The sequence below is a fragment of the Halomonas nitroreducens genome, from assembly GCF_003966155.1.
GTDB lineage: Bacteria > Pseudomonadota > Gammaproteobacteria > Pseudomonadales > Halomonadaceae > Halomonas > Halomonas nitroreducens.
Genome location: NZ_RXNS01000007.1, coordinates 34,278 through 54,024, shown reverse-complemented (window position 1 = coordinate 54,024; position 19,747 = coordinate 34,278). Strand labels below are relative to the sequence as shown.

At 68.6% G+C, this 19,747-nt stretch carries 24 protein-coding genes; 13 read left to right on the top strand and 11 right to left on the bottom strand.

The genetic code is table 11. From position 1 onward, the window contains the following. The first annotated feature begins 12 nt into the window (after window positions 1–12). The 10 genes from fliI to fliR all read left to right on the top strand — a co-directional run bounded on the left by fliI (window position 13) and on the right by fliR (window position 7,621). Complete coding sequence (fliI, locus tag EKG36_RS08755; protein ID WP_126483153.1) at window positions 13–1,404, top strand: flagellar protein export ATPase FliI; 1,392 nt, start codon at window positions 13–15, stop codon at window positions 1,402–1,404. After that, on the top strand, window positions 1,401–1,856 hold the full coding sequence (fliJ, locus tag EKG36_RS08750; RefSeq protein WP_126483151.1) for a flagellar export protein FliJ: 456 nt from the start codon (window positions 1,401–1,403) through the stop codon (window positions 1,854–1,856). The genes fliI and fliJ overlap by 4 nt, the downstream gene beginning before the upstream one ends. A gap of 17 nt (window positions 1,857–1,873) precedes the next feature. After that, on the top strand, window positions 1,874–3,175 hold the full coding sequence (locus EKG36_RS08745; protein WP_126483149.1) for a flagellar hook-length control protein FliK: 1,302 nt from the start codon (window positions 1,874–1,876) through the stop codon (window positions 3,173–3,175). 129 nt (window positions 3,176–3,304) lie between these two features. Next, window positions 3,305–3,781 (top strand): flagellar basal body-associated protein FliL, encoded by a 477-nt coding sequence (gene fliL, locus EKG36_RS08740; RefSeq protein WP_126483147.1) that lies wholly within the window; start codon window positions 3,305–3,307, stop codon window positions 3,779–3,781. A 21-nt stretch (window positions 3,782–3,802) separates the two neighbouring features. Continuing rightward, window positions 3,803–4,846 (top strand): flagellar motor switch protein FliM, encoded by a 1,044-nt coding sequence (gene fliM, locus EKG36_RS08735; protein WP_126483145.1) that lies wholly within the window; start codon window positions 3,803–3,805, stop codon window positions 4,844–4,846. Continuing rightward, window positions 4,839–5,339: a flagellar motor switch protein FliN gene (fliN, locus tag EKG36_RS08730; RefSeq protein ID WP_126483143.1), complete on the top strand. Its 501-nt coding sequence runs from the start codon at window positions 4,839–4,841 to the stop codon at window positions 5,337–5,339. The genes fliM and fliN overlap by 8 nt, the downstream gene beginning before the upstream one ends. Next, complete coding sequence (gene fliO, locus EKG36_RS08725; protein WP_126483141.1) at window positions 5,336–5,770, top strand: flagellar biosynthetic protein FliO; 435 nt, start codon at window positions 5,336–5,338, stop codon at window positions 5,768–5,770. The genes fliN and fliO overlap by 4 nt, the downstream gene beginning before the upstream one ends. Then, window positions 5,767–6,519, top strand: coding sequence for a flagellar type III secretion system pore protein FliP (gene fliP / locus EKG36_RS08720; RefSeq protein ID WP_126483139.1), 753 nt, complete (start codon window positions 5,767–5,769; stop codon window positions 6,517–6,519). Before fliO ends, fliP begins: the two co-directional genes overlap by 4 nt. A 21-nt stretch (window positions 6,520–6,540) precedes the next feature. After that, window positions 6,541–6,810, top strand: a complete 270-nt coding sequence (gene fliQ, locus EKG36_RS08715) for a flagellar biosynthesis protein FliQ (protein WP_126483137.1) — start codon at window positions 6,541–6,543, stop codon at window positions 6,808–6,810. Between the two features lie 16 nt (window positions 6,811–6,826). Then, window positions 6,827–7,621 carry a flagellar biosynthetic protein FliR gene (gene fliR / locus EKG36_RS08710; RefSeq protein WP_126483135.1) on the top strand — a complete coding sequence of 265 codons (795 nt, stop codon included), beginning with the start codon at window positions 6,827–6,829 and terminating at the stop codon, window positions 7,619–7,621. Between the two features lie 90 nt (window positions 7,622–7,711). Here the strand turns inward: fliR and flgL are convergent, their stop codons facing one another. The 11 genes from flgL to flgB all read right to left on the bottom strand — a co-directional run bounded on the left by flgL (window position 7,712) and on the right by flgB (window position 18,038). Beyond that, on the bottom strand, window positions 7,712–8,644 hold the full coding sequence (gene flgL, locus EKG36_RS08705; protein ID WP_126483133.1) for a flagellar hook-associated protein FlgL: 933 nt from the start codon (window positions 8,642–8,644) through the stop codon (window positions 7,712–7,714). Window positions 8,645–8,664: 20 nt separating this feature from the next. Further along, complete coding sequence (gene flgK, locus EKG36_RS08700) at window positions 8,665–10,632, bottom strand: flagellar hook-associated protein FlgK (protein WP_126483131.1); 1,968 nt, start codon at window positions 10,630–10,632, stop codon at window positions 8,665–8,667. Between the two features lie 82 nt (window positions 10,633–10,714). Beyond that, window positions 10,715–11,734, bottom strand: coding sequence for a flagellar assembly peptidoglycan hydrolase FlgJ (flgJ, locus tag EKG36_RS08695; RefSeq protein ID WP_126483129.1), 1,020 nt, complete (start codon window positions 11,732–11,734; stop codon window positions 10,715–10,717). Continuing rightward, window positions 11,734–12,873, bottom strand: a complete 1,140-nt coding sequence (locus EKG36_RS08690) for a flagellar basal body P-ring protein FlgI (protein ID WP_126483127.1) — start codon at window positions 12,871–12,873, stop codon at window positions 11,734–11,736. The genes flgJ and EKG36_RS08690 overlap by 1 nt, the downstream gene beginning before the upstream one ends. 10 nt (window positions 12,874–12,883) lie before the next feature. Beyond that, a complete protein-coding gene (locus EKG36_RS08685) occupies window positions 12,884–13,573 on the bottom strand; it encodes a flagellar basal body L-ring protein FlgH (protein WP_126483125.1) in 690 nt (229 codons plus the stop codon). Between the two features lie 28 nt (window positions 13,574–13,601). Then, window positions 13,602–14,384, bottom strand: a complete 783-nt coding sequence (flgG, locus tag EKG36_RS08680; RefSeq protein ID WP_126483123.1) for a flagellar basal-body rod protein FlgG — start codon at window positions 14,382–14,384, stop codon at window positions 13,602–13,604. 26 nt (window positions 14,385–14,410) lie between these two features. Continuing rightward, entirely contained in the window at window positions 14,411–15,166 is a 756-nt protein-coding gene (locus EKG36_RS08675) for a flagellar basal body rod protein FlgF (RefSeq protein WP_126483121.1), read from the bottom strand. Window positions 15,167–15,181: 15 nt separating this feature from the next. Further along, on the bottom strand, window positions 15,182–16,435 hold the full coding sequence (gene flgE / locus EKG36_RS08670; protein ID WP_126483119.1) for a flagellar hook protein FlgE: 1,254 nt from the start codon (window positions 16,433–16,435) through the stop codon (window positions 15,182–15,184). A 63-nt stretch (window positions 16,436–16,498) separates the two neighbouring features. Further along, window positions 16,499–17,197, bottom strand: a complete 699-nt coding sequence (locus EKG36_RS08665) for a flagellar hook assembly protein FlgD (protein ID WP_126483117.1) — start codon at window positions 17,195–17,197, stop codon at window positions 16,499–16,501. Window positions 17,198–17,201: 4 nt separating this feature from the next. Next, window positions 17,202–17,609 carry a flagellar basal body rod protein FlgC gene (flgC, locus tag EKG36_RS08660; RefSeq protein ID WP_126483115.1) on the bottom strand — a complete coding sequence of 136 codons (408 nt, stop codon included), beginning with the start codon at window positions 17,607–17,609 and terminating at the stop codon, window positions 17,202–17,204. 15 nt (window positions 17,610–17,624) lie between these two features. Next, a complete protein-coding gene (gene flgB, locus EKG36_RS08655; RefSeq protein ID WP_126483113.1) occupies window positions 17,625–18,038 on the bottom strand; it encodes a flagellar basal body rod protein FlgB in 414 nt (137 codons plus the stop codon). Between the two features lie 160 nt (window positions 18,039–18,198). Between flgB and flgA the strand changes: the two genes are divergently transcribed. The 3 genes from flgA to EKG36_RS08640 all read left to right on the top strand — a co-directional run bounded on the left by flgA (window position 18,199) and on the right by EKG36_RS08640 (window position 19,747). Then, complete coding sequence (flgA, locus tag EKG36_RS08650; protein WP_126483111.1) at window positions 18,199–18,909, top strand: flagellar basal body P-ring formation chaperone FlgA; 711 nt, start codon at window positions 18,199–18,201, stop codon at window positions 18,907–18,909. Window positions 18,910–19,010: 101 nt separating this feature from the next. Next, window positions 19,011–19,301 carry a flagellar biosynthesis anti-sigma factor FlgM gene (gene flgM, locus EKG36_RS08645; RefSeq protein ID WP_126483109.1) on the top strand — a complete coding sequence of 97 codons (291 nt, stop codon included), beginning with the start codon at window positions 19,011–19,013 and terminating at the stop codon, window positions 19,299–19,301. Then, window positions 19,298–19,747 carry a flagella synthesis protein FlgN gene (locus EKG36_RS08640; RefSeq protein ID WP_126483107.1) on the top strand — a complete coding sequence of 150 codons (450 nt, stop codon included), beginning with the start codon at window positions 19,298–19,300 and terminating at the stop codon, window positions 19,745–19,747. Before flgM ends, EKG36_RS08640 begins: the two co-directional genes overlap by 4 nt.

The following is a 19,747-nucleotide window of genomic DNA, read 5'->3' as shown; positions in this document are numbered from 1 at the left end:
AGGGCACGCGAGATGAGCGACGCGATCGGCAACCGCCACCAGGTCCGCTGGCAGCGCGCCCTCCAGGGCGTGCGGGCCCGGGTCGAGCCCTTGCCGATCAGCCGCACCAGCGGCCGCGTGGTGCGCGCCACCGGCATGGTGATCGAGGCAGTGGGGCTGCAGGTCGCGCTGGGCAATGCCTGTCGCATCGAGCTGCCCGATGCCCAGGGCCGCCCCGGCCGTCGCTTCGCCGAAGCCGAGGTGGTGGGCTTCGCCGGCGAGCGCCTGTTCCTGATGCCGCTGGCCGAGATCACCGGCCTGCGCCCGGGGGCCAGGGTCGTTCCCCTGGGCGAGGGCGCGGGGGATGCCGCCCGCCGCTTCCCCCTGGGCGAGCATCTGCTGGGTCGGGTGCTGGACGGCAACGGCGAGCCGCTGGACGGCCAGGGCCCGCTGGATGACGTGCCCCGGGCGCCACTGACCACCCCGCCCCTCAACCCGCTGTCCCGGGCGCCCATCCGCGAGCAGATCGACGTTGGCATCCGCGCCATCAACGCCTTGCTCAGCGTCGGCCGCGGCCAGCGCATGGGGCTGTTCGCCGGCTCCGGCGTCGGCAAGTCGGTGCTGCTGGGCATGATGGCCCGCTATACCCGGGCCGATGTCATCGTGGTCGGGCTGATCGGCGAGCGTGGTCGCGAGGTCCAGGACTTCATCGACAACATTCTCGGCGCAGAGGGCCGGAAGCGCGCCGTGGTGGTGGCCGCTCCCGCCGATACCTCGCCGCTGCAGCGCCTGCAGGGGGCGGCCTATGCCACCCGCCTGGCAGAGGGCTTCCGCGATGAGGGGCGCAATGTGCTGTTGATCATGGACTCGCTGACCCGCTATGCCATGGCCCAGCGCGAGATCGCCCTGGCCATCGGCGAGCCGCCGGCCACCAAGGGCTATCCGCCCTCGGTGTTCGCCAAGCTGCCGAGCCTGGTGGAACGTGCCGGCAATGCCGAGCGGGGCGGCGGCTCGATCACCGCCTTCTACACGGTCCTCACCGAGGGCGACGACCAGCAGGACCCCATCGCGGACTCGGCGCGGGCCATCCTCGATGGCCATGTGGTGCTCTCGAGGACCCTGGCCGAGGCCGGCCACTACCCGGCCATCGACATCGAGGCCTCCATCAGCCGGGCGATGACCGCCATCATCACGCCGGATCAGCTGAACCAGGCACGGCGCTTCAAGGGCCTGTTCTCCCGCTACCAGCGCAACCGCGACCTGATCAGCGTCGGCGCCTACCACCCGGGGCACGATCCCCAGCTCGACGAGGCGGTGCGTCGCTACCCGGCCCTGGAAGGCTTCCTGCAACAAGGCATGGAGGAAGGCGCCGACCTGGCGGCCTCACGCCAGGCCCTGGGCAGTGCCCTGGGAGACACGTCATGAGCCGTACGCCGCTGGACAACCTCACCGAACTGGCCCGGGAGGCCCGGGATCAGGCGGGTCAACGCCTCGCCGGCGAGCGCCGCACCGCCGCTCAGATCATCGATCAGCTGGAATCGCTGCAGCGCTACCGGCAGGAGTATGCCCAGAAGCTGCAGGCGGCGATGCGCGCCGGCATCGACCCGGCCTCGATGCACAACTACCAGCGCTTCCTGGCGTCGCTGGATGATGCCCTGGAGCGTGCTCGCCAGGCACTGGCCGCCCAGCAGCAGCGCGTCGACCAGAGCCAGCGCCACTGGCGGCAGGAGCAGCGCAAGCTGTCCTCTTACGACACCCTCGCCGAGCGTCGGGCCCAGGCCCAGCGGCGGGCCGAACAACGGCGCGAGCAGCGCGTCAATGACGACCTGGTGACCGGCCGCTGGCTGCGCCAGAACGCCGCCCGCGGCGAGCGCTGACGGTCAAGGAGACCCCGATGGACATTCAACAGATCCTCGCCGCCACCCAGGGTCAGGCAACGACCGCCAAGCGGGCGGGCGATGCCGCCAGCGAGGGGGCGCCGGCCGGCGGTTTCGCCAATGCCCTGGCCGTATTGTCCCAGGGACGCCCGGCGGCCGCCGACCAGGCGGCCGGCCAGGCCGCGCCGGACGGCATCCCGCGCCAGGCGGTGCTGGCGGCCCTGCAGGCCCTTGGCCAGGGTGCGACAGGCGAGCAGGCCAATCCGCTGCCCGAGGGACTCGAGGGGCTGGGCATGCTGGCCGCAACCGGCCCGCTCCCCGAGGCGCTGCTGGCCCAGTTGACCCGCCAGCCACCGACGGGCAGCGCCGACGCCCTGTCGTCCCCGACGGCCGAAGGCAATGCCATCACGCCCGAGCTGATGGCCGTGATGGAGCGCCTGGCCCTGATACAGGGCGCTGGCCAGGCCGCCCAAGCCCCGACAAGGGATGCCGCGGTGCCGGGCGGCCCAGCGGCCCTGGCCGCGCTGGCGGCCGGCACGCCGACGATGACGACCCGCGGCGCCGCGTCACCGAGCGCGCCGACCGTCGCGCCCCCCGATGCCGGCACGCTCAACGCCATGCCGGACACCCGACGGGGGGCGGATGGCCAGCCGAGCTCACCGCCGCTCACCACCAGCCTCGAGAACGCCGGCAAGGCCAACACCGCCCCGCCTGCAACCCCATCGCCCCAGGCGCTGGCCGAGGCCCTGTCCGGGGGGCAGGATCGCGGCGGCCAGGCGCGGCCGACCGGCGCCGACCCCGCCCTCGGCGGGATGCTGCCCGGCACCGGCGCAACCGCGAACGGCCCTGCCGCCACGACGCCCACGCCGCTGCAGGCGACCCTCAGTGCCCCGGTCAACAGCCCGGCCTGGCCCCAGCAGCTGGGCCAGCAGCTGATCCGCCTCGGCCAGGGCGGCGGGGAGCAGCGCATCGAGATGCAGCTGCACCCCGCCGAGCTCGGGCCCCTGTCAGTGACCCTCAAGGTGGGCGATCAGGGCGCCCAGGCCCAGTTCCTCTCCGCGCATGCCCAGGTTCGCCAGGCCCTGGAGCAGGCCATCCCGCAGCTGCGCGAGGCGCTGGCCGAGCAGGGCATCGCGCTTGGCGAGACCTCGGTGGGTGAGCAGCGCCAGGGCGCCAGCGACGAACAGACCGCCGGCTTCGCGGGCAACGGCGAACCGGGCGGCGGCGAGACGGAGGACGCCGCCGTGGCACTCGGCGGTGCACCCGGCGACGAGCGACGGGGCGTGACCCTCGACGGCCGGGTGGACCTCTACGCCTGAGCCCGGCATCCCCGGGTGGCCAAAAACCGAAGATAGGCCCGTTCATCGGGCCTGTTCGTTTCATCATGCCGGCCGGGCAAGCGGCATACTCCGTCGGTATTGGCGCAATTTCTCAGCATAGGAACGGTAATGGCGAAATCCAGTGGTGGCTCCCGAACAGTGCTGTGGCTGCTGGTGGCCCTGGTCGTGCTCAGCTCCTCGGCGGCGGCCGTGGCCCTGTTCATGGTGTTCAGCCAGCCCGACGGCAACGCGGCCCAGGCCAACGAGCCCCAGGTCCCCGAGTACCGGGCCCCGATCTTCATCGAGATCGATCCTTTCACCGTGAACCTGGCCGACGATGACTATGGCTCGCGCCTGCTCTACACCGGCATCTCGCTGAAGGTGGCCGACGCGCAGAGCCGCGAGCTGCTGGAGACGCACATGCCCCAGGTCCGCAGCCGGTTGCTGACCCTGCTGTCCGGCAAGCAGGCGGCCGACCTGACCTCCCCGGACGGCAAGCAACGCCTGGCCGACCAGGTGATCGCCGCCCTCGAGGCGCCGATGGCGGAGACACAGCCCGAGATGACCATCGAGGACGTGCTCTTCACCGAATTCATCGTGCAATAACATCGGGGGCGCGGAACCACCATGTCCCAAGACGATCTGCTCTCCCAGGACGAGATCGACGCCCTGCTCAAGGGCGTCAGCGGGGATGACGAGCCCGCCGCCAGCAGCAGCCACCAGTCCAAGGTGCGCCCCTATGACCCGGCTTCCCAGCACCGGATCATCCGTGAGCGCCTGCATGCCCTGGACATCATCAACGAGCGGTTCGCCCGGCATTTCCGCATGGGGCTGTTCAACCTGATCCGACGCAGCGCCGACATCACCGTGGACTCGGTGAAGTACCAGAGCTATAGCGAGTTCTCCCGCAACGTCCCGGTCCCCACCAACATCAACATGATCGCCATGAAACCCCTCAAGGGCTCGGCGCTGATCGTCTTTCCGCCGAGCCTGGTGTTCATGGTGGTCGACAATCTCTTCGGGGGAGACGGCCGCTTCCTGACCAAGTCGGAGGGTCGGGAGTTCACCAATACCGAGCAGCGCATCATCCAGCGCATGCTCCAGCTGGCCATCGATGCCTACGGCGAGTCCTGGCGGTCGGTCTATCCGCTGGAGATCAGCTATCTGCGCTCCGAGATGCAGTCGAAGTTCGCCAATATCACCAACTCGCCCAACGAGATCGTGGTCAACACCAGCTTCAACCTGGAAGTCGGCAACCTGGCCAGCAGCTTCCAGATCTGCATGCCCTACTCGATGATCGAGCCGCTGCGGGATCTGCTGACCAACCCGCTGAACGACGGTCACCAGGACCAGGACGGTGCCTGGTCGAAGCGCATGGCCGGTGAGATTCGCCACTCCGAGGTCGAACTGGTGGCCAACTTCGCCGATATCCCCTCGCGCATCGCCCACGTCATGGCGCTCAAGGTTGGCGACGTCCTGCCGCTGGAACTGCCGGAGAAGGTGACCGCCAACGTCGACGGGGTGCCGGTGATGGAGTGCGAATACGGCAGCCAGCACGAGCAGCGGGCTCTTCGGGTGCTGCGCCTGTTCGACCATGCGGCCGACCATGCCCCCGCCAGCGCCTTCGTCAAAGGCGCCAAGCCGACATCCAAGGAAGCCAAGCATGACTGATCCCAACAAGCCCGATCAGAACCTCGACGACGACTGGGCCGCCGCCATGTCCGAGCAGCAGGGCGACGCCCCCGGCGAGGACGAGGATCCCTGGGCGGCCGCCATGGCCGAGCAGGCAGCGGCCGAGGGGGCCGACGGCGAACCGGCCGCGGAGGAGCCCTCCAAGCCGGCCCAGGCGGCGGGTGATAGCGTCTTCCAGCCACTGGAGCAGGGAAGCACCAAGACCGTACCCCGGGACCTCGAGATGATCATGGACATCCCGGTCAAGCTGACCGTGGAGCTGGGGCGCACCAAGCTGACCATCAAGCAGCTGCTGGAGCTCGCCCAAGGCTCGGTGATCGAGCTCGAGGGCCTGGCCGGCGAGCCCATGGACATCCTGATCAACGGCTACCTGATCGCCCAGGGTGAGGTGGTCGTGGTCGAGGACAAGTACGGCATCCGTATCACCGAGATCATCACCCCCTCCGAACGGGTCCAGAAGCTGAACCGATGAGCCAGCCTGCCTCCAGCGACGCCAGCGTGGCGATGGATGGCCTCACCGCCGGCGGCGAGGCCCTGATCGGCATGGCCACCCTGGGCAAGACCGCCGCGGCCCTCGCCCTGATCCTGGTGATCATTCTGGGCTGCAGCCTGCTGCTCAAGCGCCTGGGCGGTGCAAGCGGCGGTCAGGGGCGCCGCCCCCGGGTGATCGGCAGCACCGCCGTGGGCAACCGCGAGCGGGTGGTGGTCGTCGAGATCGAATCGACCTGGCTGGTGCTCGGCGTCGGCGGCGGCCAGGTCAGTAAGCTCCATGAGCTGCCGGCCCCGGCGGAGGAGGCGACCATGCCCGTCGCCGGCGGCGCGGATGGCAGCTTCGCCAGCCGCTTCGCCCGGGCGCTGCGCCAGAATGCCGGCCTGGGCCCCGGGCCGGGGGGGCGGCGATGAGGCCGACACCCCGCCTGGTCGCCGGCGGGCTGGGGCTGATACTGCTGGCGCTGCCGGCCCTCGCCCTGGCCCAGCAGATCCCGGGCCTGGTCAGCCAGCCGCTGGACGACGGCGGCCAGCAGTGGTCGCTGTCGCTGCAGACCCTGCTGCTGCTCAGCTCGCTGGCCTTCCTGCCGGCAGTGCTGCTGATGATGACCAGCTTCACCCGCATCATCATCGTGCTGAGCCTGCTGCGCACGGCCATGGGCACCCAGGCCACCCCGCCCAACCAGATCCTGCTCGGGCTAGCCCTGTTCCTGACCTTCTTCATCATGGCCCCGGTGTTCGGCGAGGTGCACCAGCTGGCCTGGGTGCCCCTGTCCGACGGCGAGATCGCCTTCCCCGAGTTCCTGGCCAAGGCCCAGGGCCCTTTCCGCGAGTTCATGCTGGCCCAGACCCGCGAGCCGGACCTCGCGCTGTTCGCCCGCCTCGCCGACGTCGGCGAACTGCAGGGGCCGGAAGACGTGCCGCTGCGGGTACTGGTGCCTTCCTTCGTGACCAGCGAGCTGAAGACGGCCTTCCAGATCGGCTTCACCATCTTCATTCCCTTCCTGATCATCGATCTGGTGGTCGCCAGTACCCTGATGTCGCTGGGCATGATGATGGTGCCGCCGATCACCATCTCGCTGCCGTTCAAGCTGATGCTCTTCGTGCTGGTCGACGGCTGGCAGCTGATCATCGGCTCGCTGGCGGAAAGTTTCTATCTCTGATCCCGGCACGAGGAGGCCGTCATGACACCCGAGACGGTAATGTCCATCGCCTACCAGGGCATGCGGGTCACGTTGCTGCTCGGCGGCCCGCTGCTGATCACGGCACTGCTCACCGGTCTGCTGGTAAGCCTCTTCCAGGCGGCCACCCAGATCAACGAGATGACGCTGTCGTTCATCCCCAAGATCCTGGCGGTGTTCGCCGTGCTGGTGCTCGCCGGCCCCTGGCTGCTCACCTTGATCACTACCTTCACCCGGGAACTGTTCAGCAACATTCCCAGCATGATCTCGTGAGCCGGGAGACCGGCTGATGGTCGAGGTCACCTTCACCCAGCTGCAGGGCTGGCTAATCGCCTTCCTGTGGCCCTTCACGCGGATCACCGGCCTGATGCTGACCTCGCCCCTGTGGGGGCATTCCAGCGTGCCGCGCCAGGCCAAGCTCGCGCTGGCGGGGGCGCTGGCCGTGGTGATGGCCCCGGTGCTGCCACCCATGCCCCCGGTGCCCCTGGTCTCCTGGGCGGGCCTCGGCATCCTCGTCGAGCAGCTGCTGATCGGCGCTGCCATGGGCCTGGTGATGCGCGTGACCCTGGTGGTGGTGCAGGCCACCGGCGAATTCATCGGCCTGCAGATGGGCCTGGCCTTCGCCACCTTCTTCGATCCGTCCAGCGGCACCAACATGATGGTGCTGTCGCGAGTGTTCTACATGATCACGCTGCTGATGTTTCTGGCCTTCAATGGCCACCTGGTGGTGATCGAGATCCTCGCCGCCAGCTTCCGGACCTTGCCCATCGGGCTCGGCCGCTACGATCCGGCCGGCTTCGAGATGCTGGCGCGCTACGGCAGCACCATCTTCACCTCCGGCATGCTGCTGGCCCTGCCACTGATGGCAGCGCTGATGATCGTCAGCCTTTCGCTGGGTATCCTCAATCGCGCGGCGCCCCAGTTGACAGTGTTCAACATCGGCTTCCCCACCTCCCTGACCGTCGGCCTGATCCTGATGATGGTGCTGATGACCGACATCGACCGCTTCCTGGAGCGGCTGTTCAGCCAGGGCCTGGCCTTCCTGCAGAACCTGCTCGACACCCTGGCGCCCCTGGCCGGCTAATCCGCCGTCCCACAAAAAGGCCGCCCAGTCGGGAAGGCCGGGCGGCAAAATCGGGCCATGACGCCAGGGTCATGGCCGGCAGGGCTAGCCTCAGAGGTACTGGAAGAGCGACATGCCCTTGAGGTCGGCAAAGGCCTTCTGGGAGGCCTGCATGCCCACCTGGCGGAGGCTGTACTCGGAGATCGCCTCGGCATAGTCGAGGTCGACCAGGTCGGAGAGGGTCTGCTCGTAGTTGAGCATGCGGTTGCCGCCCACCGCGTCGACCACATCCAGCTCATTGAGCCGCGCGCCCATGGAAGCACGCACGGTCAGAACGTTATCCAAGCTATCGTCCAGTTCGTTCATCGAGGTGCTGAGAGTATCTCTCAACTCCGCCTTGTCGGCATCGGTCTCCGCCGGTGTCTCCAGCACGCTGATCGAGTTCTCTAGCGTGGTAAACAAGCCCTCTGCGTCGCCACCAGGCTGGATTTGAAAAATCGTCTTGCCATTCTCGGTGACTTTCATCGTGCGTGCGGAATCGATGTGCTGCCTGCGAATGTTTTCATCTCCCCTGTACTCGACCTTACCGTCGGTAGGGCTCTTGACGAAGGGCTCGCTATCATCCTTGTAGCCGCCGAACAGGTAGCGGCCATTGCCGTCGGTGGCATTGGCCTGGCCAAGCAGGGTCTCGTAGACGCCGCGCAGTTCAAAGGCCACCGACTGCCGATCGGCATCGCTCAAAGTGTCATTGGACGCCTGAATAAGCAGCGTCTTGGCGCGGGTCACGGCGTCGCTGACGCTGTTGAGCACGCTCTCGCTCTGGGAGAGAGAGTTGCGGGCGCTGACCCGGGAATCGGCATACTGCTGGGTGACCGCCTTGGCCTGGTCGACACCCACGGCCCGGGAGGCCGCCTGGGGGTCGTCGGAGGGATTGACCACCCGGCGACCGCTGGCGATCTGCTGGCTGACCTTGAGGAAGTCGCCCTGCTGCCGGTTCAGGGAGGTGACGCTCTGCTCGAACATGGTGACGGTGCTGATGCGCATCGTGTCGGATCTCCCTGGGATCAGCCGCGCAGGCCGAGCACGGTGTCGATGACCTTGGTGCCGGCCTCGATGACCTTGGCGTTGGCCTGGTAGTACTGCTGGAAACGGATCAGGTTGGCCGCCTCCTCGTCGAGATTGACGCCGGACTCGGCCTGCTGGGCGGCACGCAGCTGCTCGCTGAGCCCCTGCTGGGCCTGCAGGTTGACCTGGACGATATTGGTCCGGTTGCCCACGTCGCTGACCATGGCACCATAAGCCTGGCTCAGCGAGGCCGTGCCCGAGACCACGCTGGACTGCTGCAGGTCCTGCAGGGCCAGAGCATTGCGGTTGTCACCGCTTCCCGCCACATCCTTCTCGAGGATCAAGCTCGAAGTCTTACCGTCCCCCGGCAGATCGCCGATCATGAAGCTCACGCCGTCGACCGTCACCACATCCCCAGCCTTTAGAATGGCAGCCGCAGAATCCGCTGTGTCCCGCACCTCGCCGCTGCCGGCGACGTTGCGAACCTCCCCATTGACTTCCACCTGACCGGGAACGTTGCCGGTAAAGGTCAGCACTCCATCATCGGCAAGCTCAAGGTCGTACCTGGCGCTATCCTGAAACGCTCCCCCATGGGCCTGGACCTTCTCAACCGCCATGTCACCGCCGGTCGTAAACAGTGCGCCCGCGGCGATCTTGTCCATATCGCTGATTGCCCCCGCCAGTTCGGCCGCGGCACGCCGCACCGGCTGAACCTCGAAACGGTCCTCGGCGGCCAGGTTGCTGGCGTCGTCGAAGGTCAAAGTCACCCCACCGAAGCTCAGCTTGCCGTCGGTGGCATCGAAATCGATATCGGCACTGTCCAGGGCCTCGCCGTTGTCCTTGCGGATCACCTCGAAATCACCGGCGCCCGTCACCGGACCATTGGTAACCCGCACCGTATAGTCGGTTGCCTTTAGCCGATCGATATTGGCGGCATCGAAGGTGGCATCGGTGATCTGAGCGCTACCGGCGTTGCCATCGTCGGAGAAGCTGCGCGGCTGGCCGATGGTGAAGAAGTCACCACCCTGCTCGTCATCCAGGTCCACCCCGTTGGCATGTTGCTGGTTAAAGGCCACGGCCAGGGACACCGCCATCTGGCCGATCTGGTTCTGGGTCTTGTCCAGGGTCTCGGCGCGGAAGGTCATCAGCCCGCCCAGGGTGCCCCCCGTCACGGCCTCCTCGTCCAGGGCCTGGAGGTTGCCGGAGGCATCCCGGTAGCCGAGCACCGTGCGCTGGGGGTCGTTGGGCGCGTCCATGGCCGCCAGCTTGAACTGGCGATCGCCGAGCACCAGCGGCTGGCCGTTGGGCAGGCTGATGTTGTAGGCCTTGCCGTCCTGGACGTCGAGCCGCAGGTCCAGCCGCTCGCTCAGCTCGTGGACCAGCTGGTCACGCTGGTTGAGCAGGCCGTTGGGGGCCTCGCCGTTGCGGGCCCGGGCCAGGGCGATCTCGCGATTGATGCCGGCCAGCTGCTCGGTGCTGTTGTTGATCTGGGTGATCTCGTCGCGCAGCTGGCCGTTGATGCCCTCCTGCATGTCCTGCAGGTAGCCGTCGAAGGAGCGGAACTGGGCGCTCAGGGTATCCGCCGTGCCCAGCACGCCCTGGCGGGCAGCCGGGTCGGACGGGGCACTGGCCAGGTCCTCCAGCGACGAGAAGAAGGTCTGCATCAGCGGCGCCAGGCCGGCCTCGCGGTCGGCCAGCAGGCTGTCGATCTGCTCCACCTGGTTGCGGTAGGCCTCCAGGGCGCCGGTCTTGCTGGTGGCCGCGTTCAACTGGGAGGCGATGTACTGGTTGAACTGGCGTTGCACGTCCTCGACCTGCACCCCGCCCTGGCCGGTCGAGCTCTCGCCGAGCAGGGCCACCTCGCGGTTGTAGCCCGGCGTGAAGACATTGCTGATGTTGTTGCTGGTGGTGCTCAGGGCGTTCTGCGCGGCATTCAGGCCACTGAGCCCCGTGGAGAAGATGCTCATGACGGGTTTTCCTTATCCGATGCCAGGGTTATCGGCCGCGACGCCCGGGACTTGAGGGCCGGAATGCGCTGATCGGCGTGATTCAACGGGGCCGGGCGTCGGCCAGCAGGCTGCCATCCGGCAATGGCCCCAGGGTGTCCATCACCGCGATCAGCTTGTCGGCGTAGGCCGGGTCGGTGGCATAGCCGCCCTGCTGCAGGGCCCGGGCGGCCTGGTCGGCGCTGTCCGCCGCGACCACCCCGGCATAGCGGGGGTTGCCGCCGATCAGCCGGGCATAGTCGGTGAAGGCCTCCTCGAAGGAGCCGTAGACCCGGAAGCGGTCGCGCACGGCCTGGCGCCGGCCGTCGACGACCTCGTGGGTGAGGATCTCGGTGGTCTCGCCCTGCCAGGCGCTGCCGGCCTTGATGCCGAAGAGGTTGTGGCTGTTGCCGCCGTCGGCGGTGGCGATCTCGTGGCGGCCCCAGCCGGTCTCCAGTGCCGCCTGGGCCAGGATCAGCTCGGCCGGCACGCCGGAGGCGCGGCTGGCCGCCCGGGCCGGCCCGGCCAGGCGGTCGAGGAAGTCCCGCACGTGGGCGGGGGCCTCGCGAGGCGGAGCGCTGGCCCGTGGCACGGCCTCGGCCGTGGGGACCGCCCCGGCGGTCGCCTGCAGCTCGTCGAGGAAGGAGGCCGGCATCGGCACCTCACCGATCCCGGGTGCGTCCGCCGGGCGCAGGGCATTCTCCAGGGGACGCGGCGTGCCCCGGGGAATGCCGGCGATCAGCGCCTCGATCTCGCGGGCTCGAGCCTCCCGGGCGTGCCCGCCCCGCCCGTCGAGCTGCGCCACCAGGCGCTCGGCCAGGCCCATGCCGCGCTCGGCGATGCCCTGGGACCACTGCTTGTCGAGCAGCTCCTGGTAGAACTCGGTCTGGCGGGAATCGAGCAGGCCAGAGGACGGCACGGCGTCGCGCATGCTCTTCATCATCATCTGCACGAACAGCGCCTCGAACTGCTTGGCCGCGGCGTCCAGGCCCTCGCCCGGGCGGGTACTGTGCTTGAGGCGCTCGAGGCCCTGGACGTCGAGGGCGAACTGGGCGCTCATGGGATCGGGAGTGTCCAGGCTCATCAGATGATCTCCAGCTCGGCGCGCAGCGAGCCCGCCGCCTTGAGGGCCTCGAGGATCGACATCAGGTCATTGGGCGTGGCCCCGAGGGAGTTGAGGGCATCCACCACCTCGAGCAGGTCGGCACCTTCCACGACCTTGAGGGTGCCGGGCTGCTGCTCGATGCTGATCTCGGTGTCCCGCACCACCACGGTCTCGCCGTCGGTGAAGGGGTTGGGCTGGCTGACGCCGAACTCGCTGTCGATGACGATCGACAGGTTGCCGTGGGCCACCGCCGCCTGGCGCAGGGTGACGGCGCCGTTGAGCACGATGGAGCCGGTACGGGAGTTCAGCACCACCCGCGCCGGCGCCTCGGGGGGCGTGACCTCGATGTTCTCGACCCGGGCCATGAAGTTGACCCGGGCATTGGCGTCCCGGGGGCCGTCCAGGGCGATCACCCGGCCATTCTGGGCGGCGGCCACAGTGCGACCGAACTCCCGGTTGATGGCGCTGACCACCCGCTGGGCGGTGCCGAAGTCGCTGCTGTCGAGCTGCAGCTCGAGCAGGCCACCATTGGCCCCCAGGGCCAGCGGCACCTCGCGCTCCACGGTGGCCCCGCCGCTGATGCGCCCGCCGGCCTGCTGGTTGACCTGCACGCTGGTGCCCCCGGCGGAGGCCCCCGCCCCCGCCACCAGCAGGTTGCCCTGGGCGATGGCATAGGTGTCGCCGTCGGCTCCCTTGAGGGGCGTCATCAGCAGGGTGCCGCCGCGCAGGCTGTCGGCGTTGCCCACCGAGGACACCACCACGTCGAGGCGCTGCCCGGGCCGGGCGAAGGGCGGCAGGTCGGCAGTGACCATCACCGCGGCGACGTTGCGCAGCTGCATGTTGGTGCCGGGGGGCACGGTGATGCCCAGCTGGGAGAGCATGTTGGTCAGGCTCTGGCCGGTGAACGGCGCCTGCATGGTCTGGTCGCCGGTGCCGTCCAGGCCCACCACCAGGCCGTAGCCGACCAGGGCGTTGTCGCGAACCCCGGCGAAGCCGCCGAGTTCGCGCAGGCGTTCGGCCTGGGCCGGGAGCGCGGCCAGGCAGCATAGGGCCAGGACCAGCAGCCGGGCCGCCAGCGTGCCGGGACGGGAGATCAGGGGGACAGTGCCGGGATGCATGCGTTCACCATCAGAAGGGCGAGACATTGAGGAAGAAGCGTTGCAGCCAGCCCATGTGCTGCGCCTCGTTGATGTAGCCATTGCCGACATACTCGATCCGGGCATCGGCCACCGAGGTCGAGGGCACGGTGTTCTGGCCGGTGATGGTGCGCGGATTGACCACGCCGGCGAAGCGGATGAACTCGGTGCCCTGGTTGATGGCGATCTGCTTCTCGCCACGCACCCGCAGGTTGCCGTTGTTCATGACCTCCACCACCGAGACGGTGATGGTGCCGGTGAAGGAATTGTTGGCCTCGGAGCCCCCGCCGCCCTCGAAGTCGCTCTCCCCCGAGGCGGAGATCTCGAAGCCGAGGTCGGCCAGCTGCTCCAGGGCATCGGCCTGCTGCTCGAACTCCAGGCCGGCGGAGCCGTTGCGGTCGGCGTTGGAGCGGGCGTTCTTGCTGGCGCTGACCTCCTCGTCCAGCACGATGGTCAGGATATCGCCCACCATGCGCGGTCGCCGGTCCTCGAACAGCGGCTGGTAACCCCGGTGGGCCTGGTAGATGGAGCCGTTGGCCCGCGGGGCCGGCCGGTCCGGAATGCTGATCTGCTCCTGCTCGCCGACCACGGAGGCATGCGGCACCTGCGCGCAGCCACCGAGCAGCAGCAGCAGGCCCAGCCCGACCCAGATCCCGCGCGTGCCGAGAATGCCGAGCCTCATGCCCGCTCCCCCCTGTTGGCCGCCATCGTCACAGCTGGGCCAGGCGCGCCAGCATCTCGTCGCTGGTCTTGACGGCCTTGCTGTTGATCTCGTAGGCCCGCTGGGTCTGGATCATGCTGACCATCTCCTCGACCACGTTGACGTTGGAGGTCTCGACATAGCCCTGGGAGAGGCGGCCCGCGCCGTTCATGCCAGGTATGCCCTCGTTGCGGGGCCCGGAGGCGGTCGTCTCGGTGTAGAGGTTGCCGCCGATGCTCTCCAGCCCGGTCGGGTTGACGAAGGTGGAGATGGTGATCTGGCCCACCTCGTTGGTCTGGCTGTCGCCCGGTTGGCGCACCGAGACGATGCCGTCCTCGCCGATGCTCACCGACAGGGCGTTCTCGGGGATGATGATGGCGGGCTCCAGGGGATAGCCGTTGGCGGTGACCATCTGGCCGTTGGCATCCAGCTGGAAGCTGCCATCGCGGGTGTAGCCGGTGGTCCCGTCCGGCATCATCACCTGGAAGAAGCCGTTGCCGTTGATGGCCAGGTCCCGGGAGTTGCCGGTGTTTTCCAGCCCGCCCTGGGTATGCAGCCGCTCGGTGGCCACCGGGCGCACCCCGGTGCCGACCTGCATGCCCGAGGGCAGACGGTTCTGGACATCGTTCTGGGCACCGGGCTGACGCAGGTTCTGGTAGAGCAGGTCCTCGAACACCGCCCGGGACTGCTTGAAGCCGTTGGTGTTGACGTTGGCCAGGTTGTTGGAGATCACGTCCAGCTTGACCTGCTGGGACTCCAGGCCGGTCTTGGCCGTCCACAGTGACTTGATCATCTTGGGTTCCTCGTGTTCGCGGCGTCTCAGCTCATGGAGAGCAGGCGGTTGGCGCGCTGGGCGTTCTCGTCGGCGGTGCTGATGACCTTGGTCTGCATCTCGTAGCGACGCGCCACGTCGATCATCGACACCATGGCCTCCACGGCGCTGACGTTGCTGCCCTCCAGGGCACCGCTGACCAGCCGGGCGTCCTCGTCGGCAGGCAGCGCCGCCGGGGCGCCCTCGGCCCCGGGCGGGGCCCGGAAGAGGCCGTCATCGCCGCGGGCCAGTCCCGCCTCGTCCGGCGTGACCAGCTTGAGGCGGCCCACGGCCACCAGGGCATCGGCGCCCTGTCCCTGAGCGATGGCACTCAGGGTGCCGTCGCTGCCCACCGACAGCTGGGCGCCTAGCGGCACCTGGATGGGTCCGCCCTCGCCGAGCACCGGCCGCCCGGCGCTGCGCAGCAGGCCGTCGCCATCCACCTGGAGGTCACCGCGCCGGGTATAGGCCTCGCTGCCATCCGCGGCCTGGACGGCGAGCCAGGCATCGCCTTGCAGCGCCACGTCCAGGGCGCGGCCGGTGCGGTTCATGGGCCCCGGGGCGAAATCCGCCCCCGGCGTCGAGGCAGCCACCGAGACCCGGGTGGGCAGGGCGCCGTCGCCCTGCACCGGCACGGCCCGCATGGCGTGCAGCTGGGCCCGGAAGCCGGTGGTGGAGACGTTCGACAGGTTGTGGCTGACCACCGCCTGCTGCTCCATGCTCTGCCGCGCCCCGCTCATGGCGGTATAGAGGATGCGATCCATCTAGCGCCCCCCGGATTAGCGACTCAGGTTGATCGAGGCCTGGAGGACCTCGTCCTGGGTCTTGATGGTCTGGGAGTTGGCCTGGTAGGCGCGCTGGGTGACGATCATGTCCACCAGCTGCTTGGCCAGGTCCACGTTGGAGGTCTCGATGGCGCCGGACTGGACGGTGCCCAGCACCCCGGTGCCGGGCTCGCCCAGCAGCTCCTGGCCGGATTCGCCGGTGGCCGCCCAAGCGTTGTCGCCCTGGGGCGTCAGCCCCTCCGGGTTGCGGAAGAAGGCCAGGGCGATCTGGCCGGCCGGCCGCGACTGCTCGTTGGCGTAGTTGCGCACGATGGTGCCGTCGTTCTCGATGCTGATGCCCACCAGGGCCCCGGAGGTGTAGCCGTTCTGGGTCAGCGAGCTGGTGGTCGAGGTGTTGCCGAACTGGGTCGAGCCGGCCAGGTCGAGGTCGAAGGACAGCGCCGCGGGCCCGGTGCCGAGCGGTGTCGTGTTGTCATTGGCCACCGCGATGGTCGGCGCATTGACCGGGTTGCCCAGATTGTCCGTGATCGTGTCCAGCTGACCGTTGTTGTCGAAGGTCACCGTGAAGTCGTTGTCTGGGTTGGAGTAACCATCCAAGGACACCCTCGCATTCCACTCGTTGGCGCCGGCCTTCTCGTAGTAGACGGTGACGTTGCGGGAGTTGCCCAGGGAATCGAATACCGAGAAGTTATTGGAGAAGTGGTACTCCGCTGTATCTTCGGTGCCATCCGGCAAGGTCACCGTGGCCTGGCTGAGGTCGCTGCCGGCCGCCTCGCGGGCGTCCAGGTTGAAGGTGGTGGCCACGTCGGTGGTGGCGCTGGCCGGCATCTCGTCGGCGGGGACCCGCAGCACCTCGGGCTGGCCGCCCTGCTGGACGGCACCGGCGGCATTGATGCCATAGCCCATGATCCGGGCGCCCTGGGCGTTCTCCAGGTAGCCGTCCGGGGTCATGGAGAGCTGGCCGTTGCGCGAGTAGACCACCTCGCCGGCCTGTTCGAAGCGGTAGAAGCCCTGGCCGCTGATGGCCAGGTCGAGGTTGCGCTCCGTGGCCTCGATGTTGCCGTCCTCGAAGTTCTGCAGGACGTTGGCCACCTTGGTGCCCAGGCCGGTGGCGCCGGCGAAGACGTCGGCGAACTGGGCGCTGGCGCCCTTGTAGCCCACGGTCTGGGAGTTGGCGATGTTGTTGCCCAGCACATCGAGGCTGGAGGCGGCGGCGTTGAGGCCGCTGAGTGCTTGTGAAAAACCCATGTCGGTACCCTGCGTCTGACCACGTTGATGGTATGAGCCCTGGCGAAGGCGCCGTGCGCCGCGTCAGAGGATCTGCTTGATGTCGGATAGCCCGACCCGGCCATAGACGGCCCCCAGGTCCAGCTGCACCTCGCCACCCTCGGGGGGCGGGGTGACGCTGCCGACCATGGCGTAGTTGAGGGTCTGCACCGGCACCGGCTCGCCCTCGCGGGTCGCCTCGATGCTCACCCGGTAGGCCCCGTCCGCGGCCGCCTGGCCGTCGCCGGTCTCGCCGTTCCAGCTGAAGGACTCCACCCCCGCCTGGACCGGCCCGACGTCGTAGCGGTTGATCACCTGGCCATCGCCGGTACTGATGGTGACGGTGACATTGTCGGCGGGCTGGTCCAGCTCGATGCCGAAGGGCGTGGTGCTGACCTCGCCGTCCTCGCCCTGGCTGAGCAGCACCCGCTCCCCGGGCACCAGCACGCCCTTGCCGATCAGCCCGGTGGCCTGGAGTGCCTGGCCGGCATCGATCTGGCTGGTGATCCCCGACAGCGACTCGTTGAGCTTCTCGATGCCGCTGACGGTGTTGATCTGAGCCAGCTGCGAGGTGGTCTGATGGTTGTCCATCGGCTTGAGGGGATCCTGGTTCTGCAGCTGGGTCACCAGGAGGGTCATGAAGTTGTTGCGCAGGTCCTCGGCCTGACGGGCATTGAGGCCGCCGCTGCCGGCGCCGCCGCTGTTGAGGGTGTTGATCACCCCGGAATCGATGGTGTTGGTCATGGCATCAGCCCTCGCCCAGGGTCAGGGTCTTGAGCATCAACTGTTTGTTGGTGTTCATGACCTCGACATTGGCTTGATAGGAGCGCGAGGCGGAGATCATGTTGGTCATCTCGGCCACGGGGTCCACGTTGGGCATGCTCACGTAGCCCTGTTCATCGGCCAGCGGATGCTCGGGGCGGTATTCCCGGCGCAGCGGCGAGGGGTCCTCGACCACCTCGCGCACCCCGACGCCACCGATGCCCTCCCGTGAGCGGGCACGACTCTCGAACATCACCTGCTTGGCCCGGTAGGCCTCGCCGTCCGGACCGGCCACGCTGTCGGCGTTGGCCAGGTTGCTGGCGGTGACGTTCATGCGCTGCGACTGGGCGCTCATGGCCGAGCCGGAGATTTCGAACACGGAAAACATCGACATGCTGCCGCTCCTGGGTTATTCGGGTTGCATGGCCGTCTTGAGGCCCTGAATGCGCCGGTTGAGGAGGGTGAGGGCCGCCTGGTAACGCACCGAGTTGTCGGCGAACTGGCTGCGTTCGCGATCCATCTCCACGGTGTTGCCGTCGAGGCTGGGCTGGGCCGGGACCCGATAGAGCAGGTCGCTGCCCGGCGCCGCGGGCCCCTGACCGGCCAGGTGGCGGGCCGAGGTCCGGGCCAGGTCGAGCCCGCCCCGCGAGGATTCTCCCCGGGACACGGCATGGCGCAACTCGCTGGCGAAGTCCATGTCGCGGGCCTTGTAGCCGGGCGTGTCGGCATTGGCAATATTGCTGGCCAGCACCTTCTGGCGTTCCTGGCGCAATCCCAGGGCCTGCTGGTGGAAGTTGAAGGCGGCATCGAGCTGATCGATCATCCGGCGCACTCCGGAAAAGGAAATTCGTCGACGTTGGAGCATAGCCAGTGCGCCGTCATCCCAAAGGCATGAACAGCCGACGTTCCAACGGCCATTTCCGCGAATCCCCATGCGCCCCGGCGGCTAGACTCGAGACCGAACTTCCGAACGCGACGACGCTATGCTCGAGGCACCTCCGTCATCGACCCGCCCCTGGGCGCGATTCGTGCCCTGGCTGGGCCTGCTGTGCCTGCTCCTGGCCGTCCCGGCGCCGGCCGCCGACGAGGCCCTGCTCGACCGGGTACGGGCCTTCCTGACCGATGAGGCCCGGGCGCTCGGCGACGCACCACGCATCACCCTGCATCCGCCGGCGGCGCACTTCCCCGCCTGCGAGTCCCCCCGTCCCTTCCTGCCCAAGGCGTCGCGACCGCCGCTCGGGCGCGTGTCGGTCGGGGTACGCTGTGGCGAGGCCGGGCGACGGACCCGCTACCTGCAGGCGGAAGTCGCCGTCGTCGGCACCTATCTCGAGACGGCCCGTGCCATCGGCGCCGGCGAGCGGCTGGGGCGGAGGGATCTCGTCGAGCGCCGAGGGGACCTGGGCCGCCTGCCGAGGCAGGCCCTGCGCGACCTCGATGCTGCCATCGGGCAGGTGGCGCGTCGCTCCCTGGCCGGCGGCCAGGTGGTGCAGGCCCACCAGCTACGGCTACCAAGGTTGGTAGGTCGCGGCGACCGGGTGAGGCTGGAGGCGCGCGGCGAGGGATTTCGAGTGACCCGACAAGGCGAGGCCCTTGAGGCCGGCGGGCGTGGCGAGCGGATCCGGGTGCGCCTCGCGGACCGGCGGATTCTCGAGGCACGCATCATCGGTCCACAGCGTCTCGTCGTGGACAACTGACGGCGCGGTGCCCAGACTGGAAGTCATCGCAGCACGCCATTAAAGTTACCGGCCCGGCCGCCGATAGCTCAGGTAATGCACCGGTCACGAGGCCCCTTACCGTGAAAGTCGACAACCATCATCCCCTGCGCCCCGCCCAGACGGAGCCACGCGATCCGGCTCGCAAGGCCGAGGATGCAGCGTCGTCCTCGCCGGCCCCCGCCGGACCGGCAAGCATGTCCCACCTGCGCCAGGCCACGACGGATACCCGTCAGGACATCGACACCGCCCGGGTCGCCGAGATTCGCGAGGCCATTCGTGACGGCCGTCTCGAGATCAAGCCGGAGCGCATTGCCGATGGCCTGATTGCCAGCGTTCAGGACCTCCTGGCGCACAGGGACGACGGCGAATGAGCCTGCAACGGCTGCTCGACGACCAGCAGTCACGACTGGCGGCACTGAGCCGCCTGCTCGAGGCCGAGCAGGCCCTGCTGGTCGAGGGCGAGGTGGACGGCAAGGCGCTCAACCGGATTGCCGACGACAAGACCGGCCTGTTGCAAGCCCTCGAGAACACCGAGCGCCTGCGCACCCGGGTCCAGCAGCAGCTGGGCTACCCGCCGGGCAGCGAGGGTGCGCGGCAGGCCGCCCAGGATGCCGGCTGCCTGCCGGCGTGGGAGGCGATGCTGGACGCGGGCCGCGAGATCGCCCGGCTGAACGAGCGCAATGGTCGCCTGCTGACGCTGCGCATGACCCACAACCAGCAGATGCTGGATTATCTTCATCGCCTGGCCGATCCCGACGTGTATGCCGCGAATGGCCGCACCGGCCTGCAACCACGCCGCCTGAACGCCCGGGCCTGA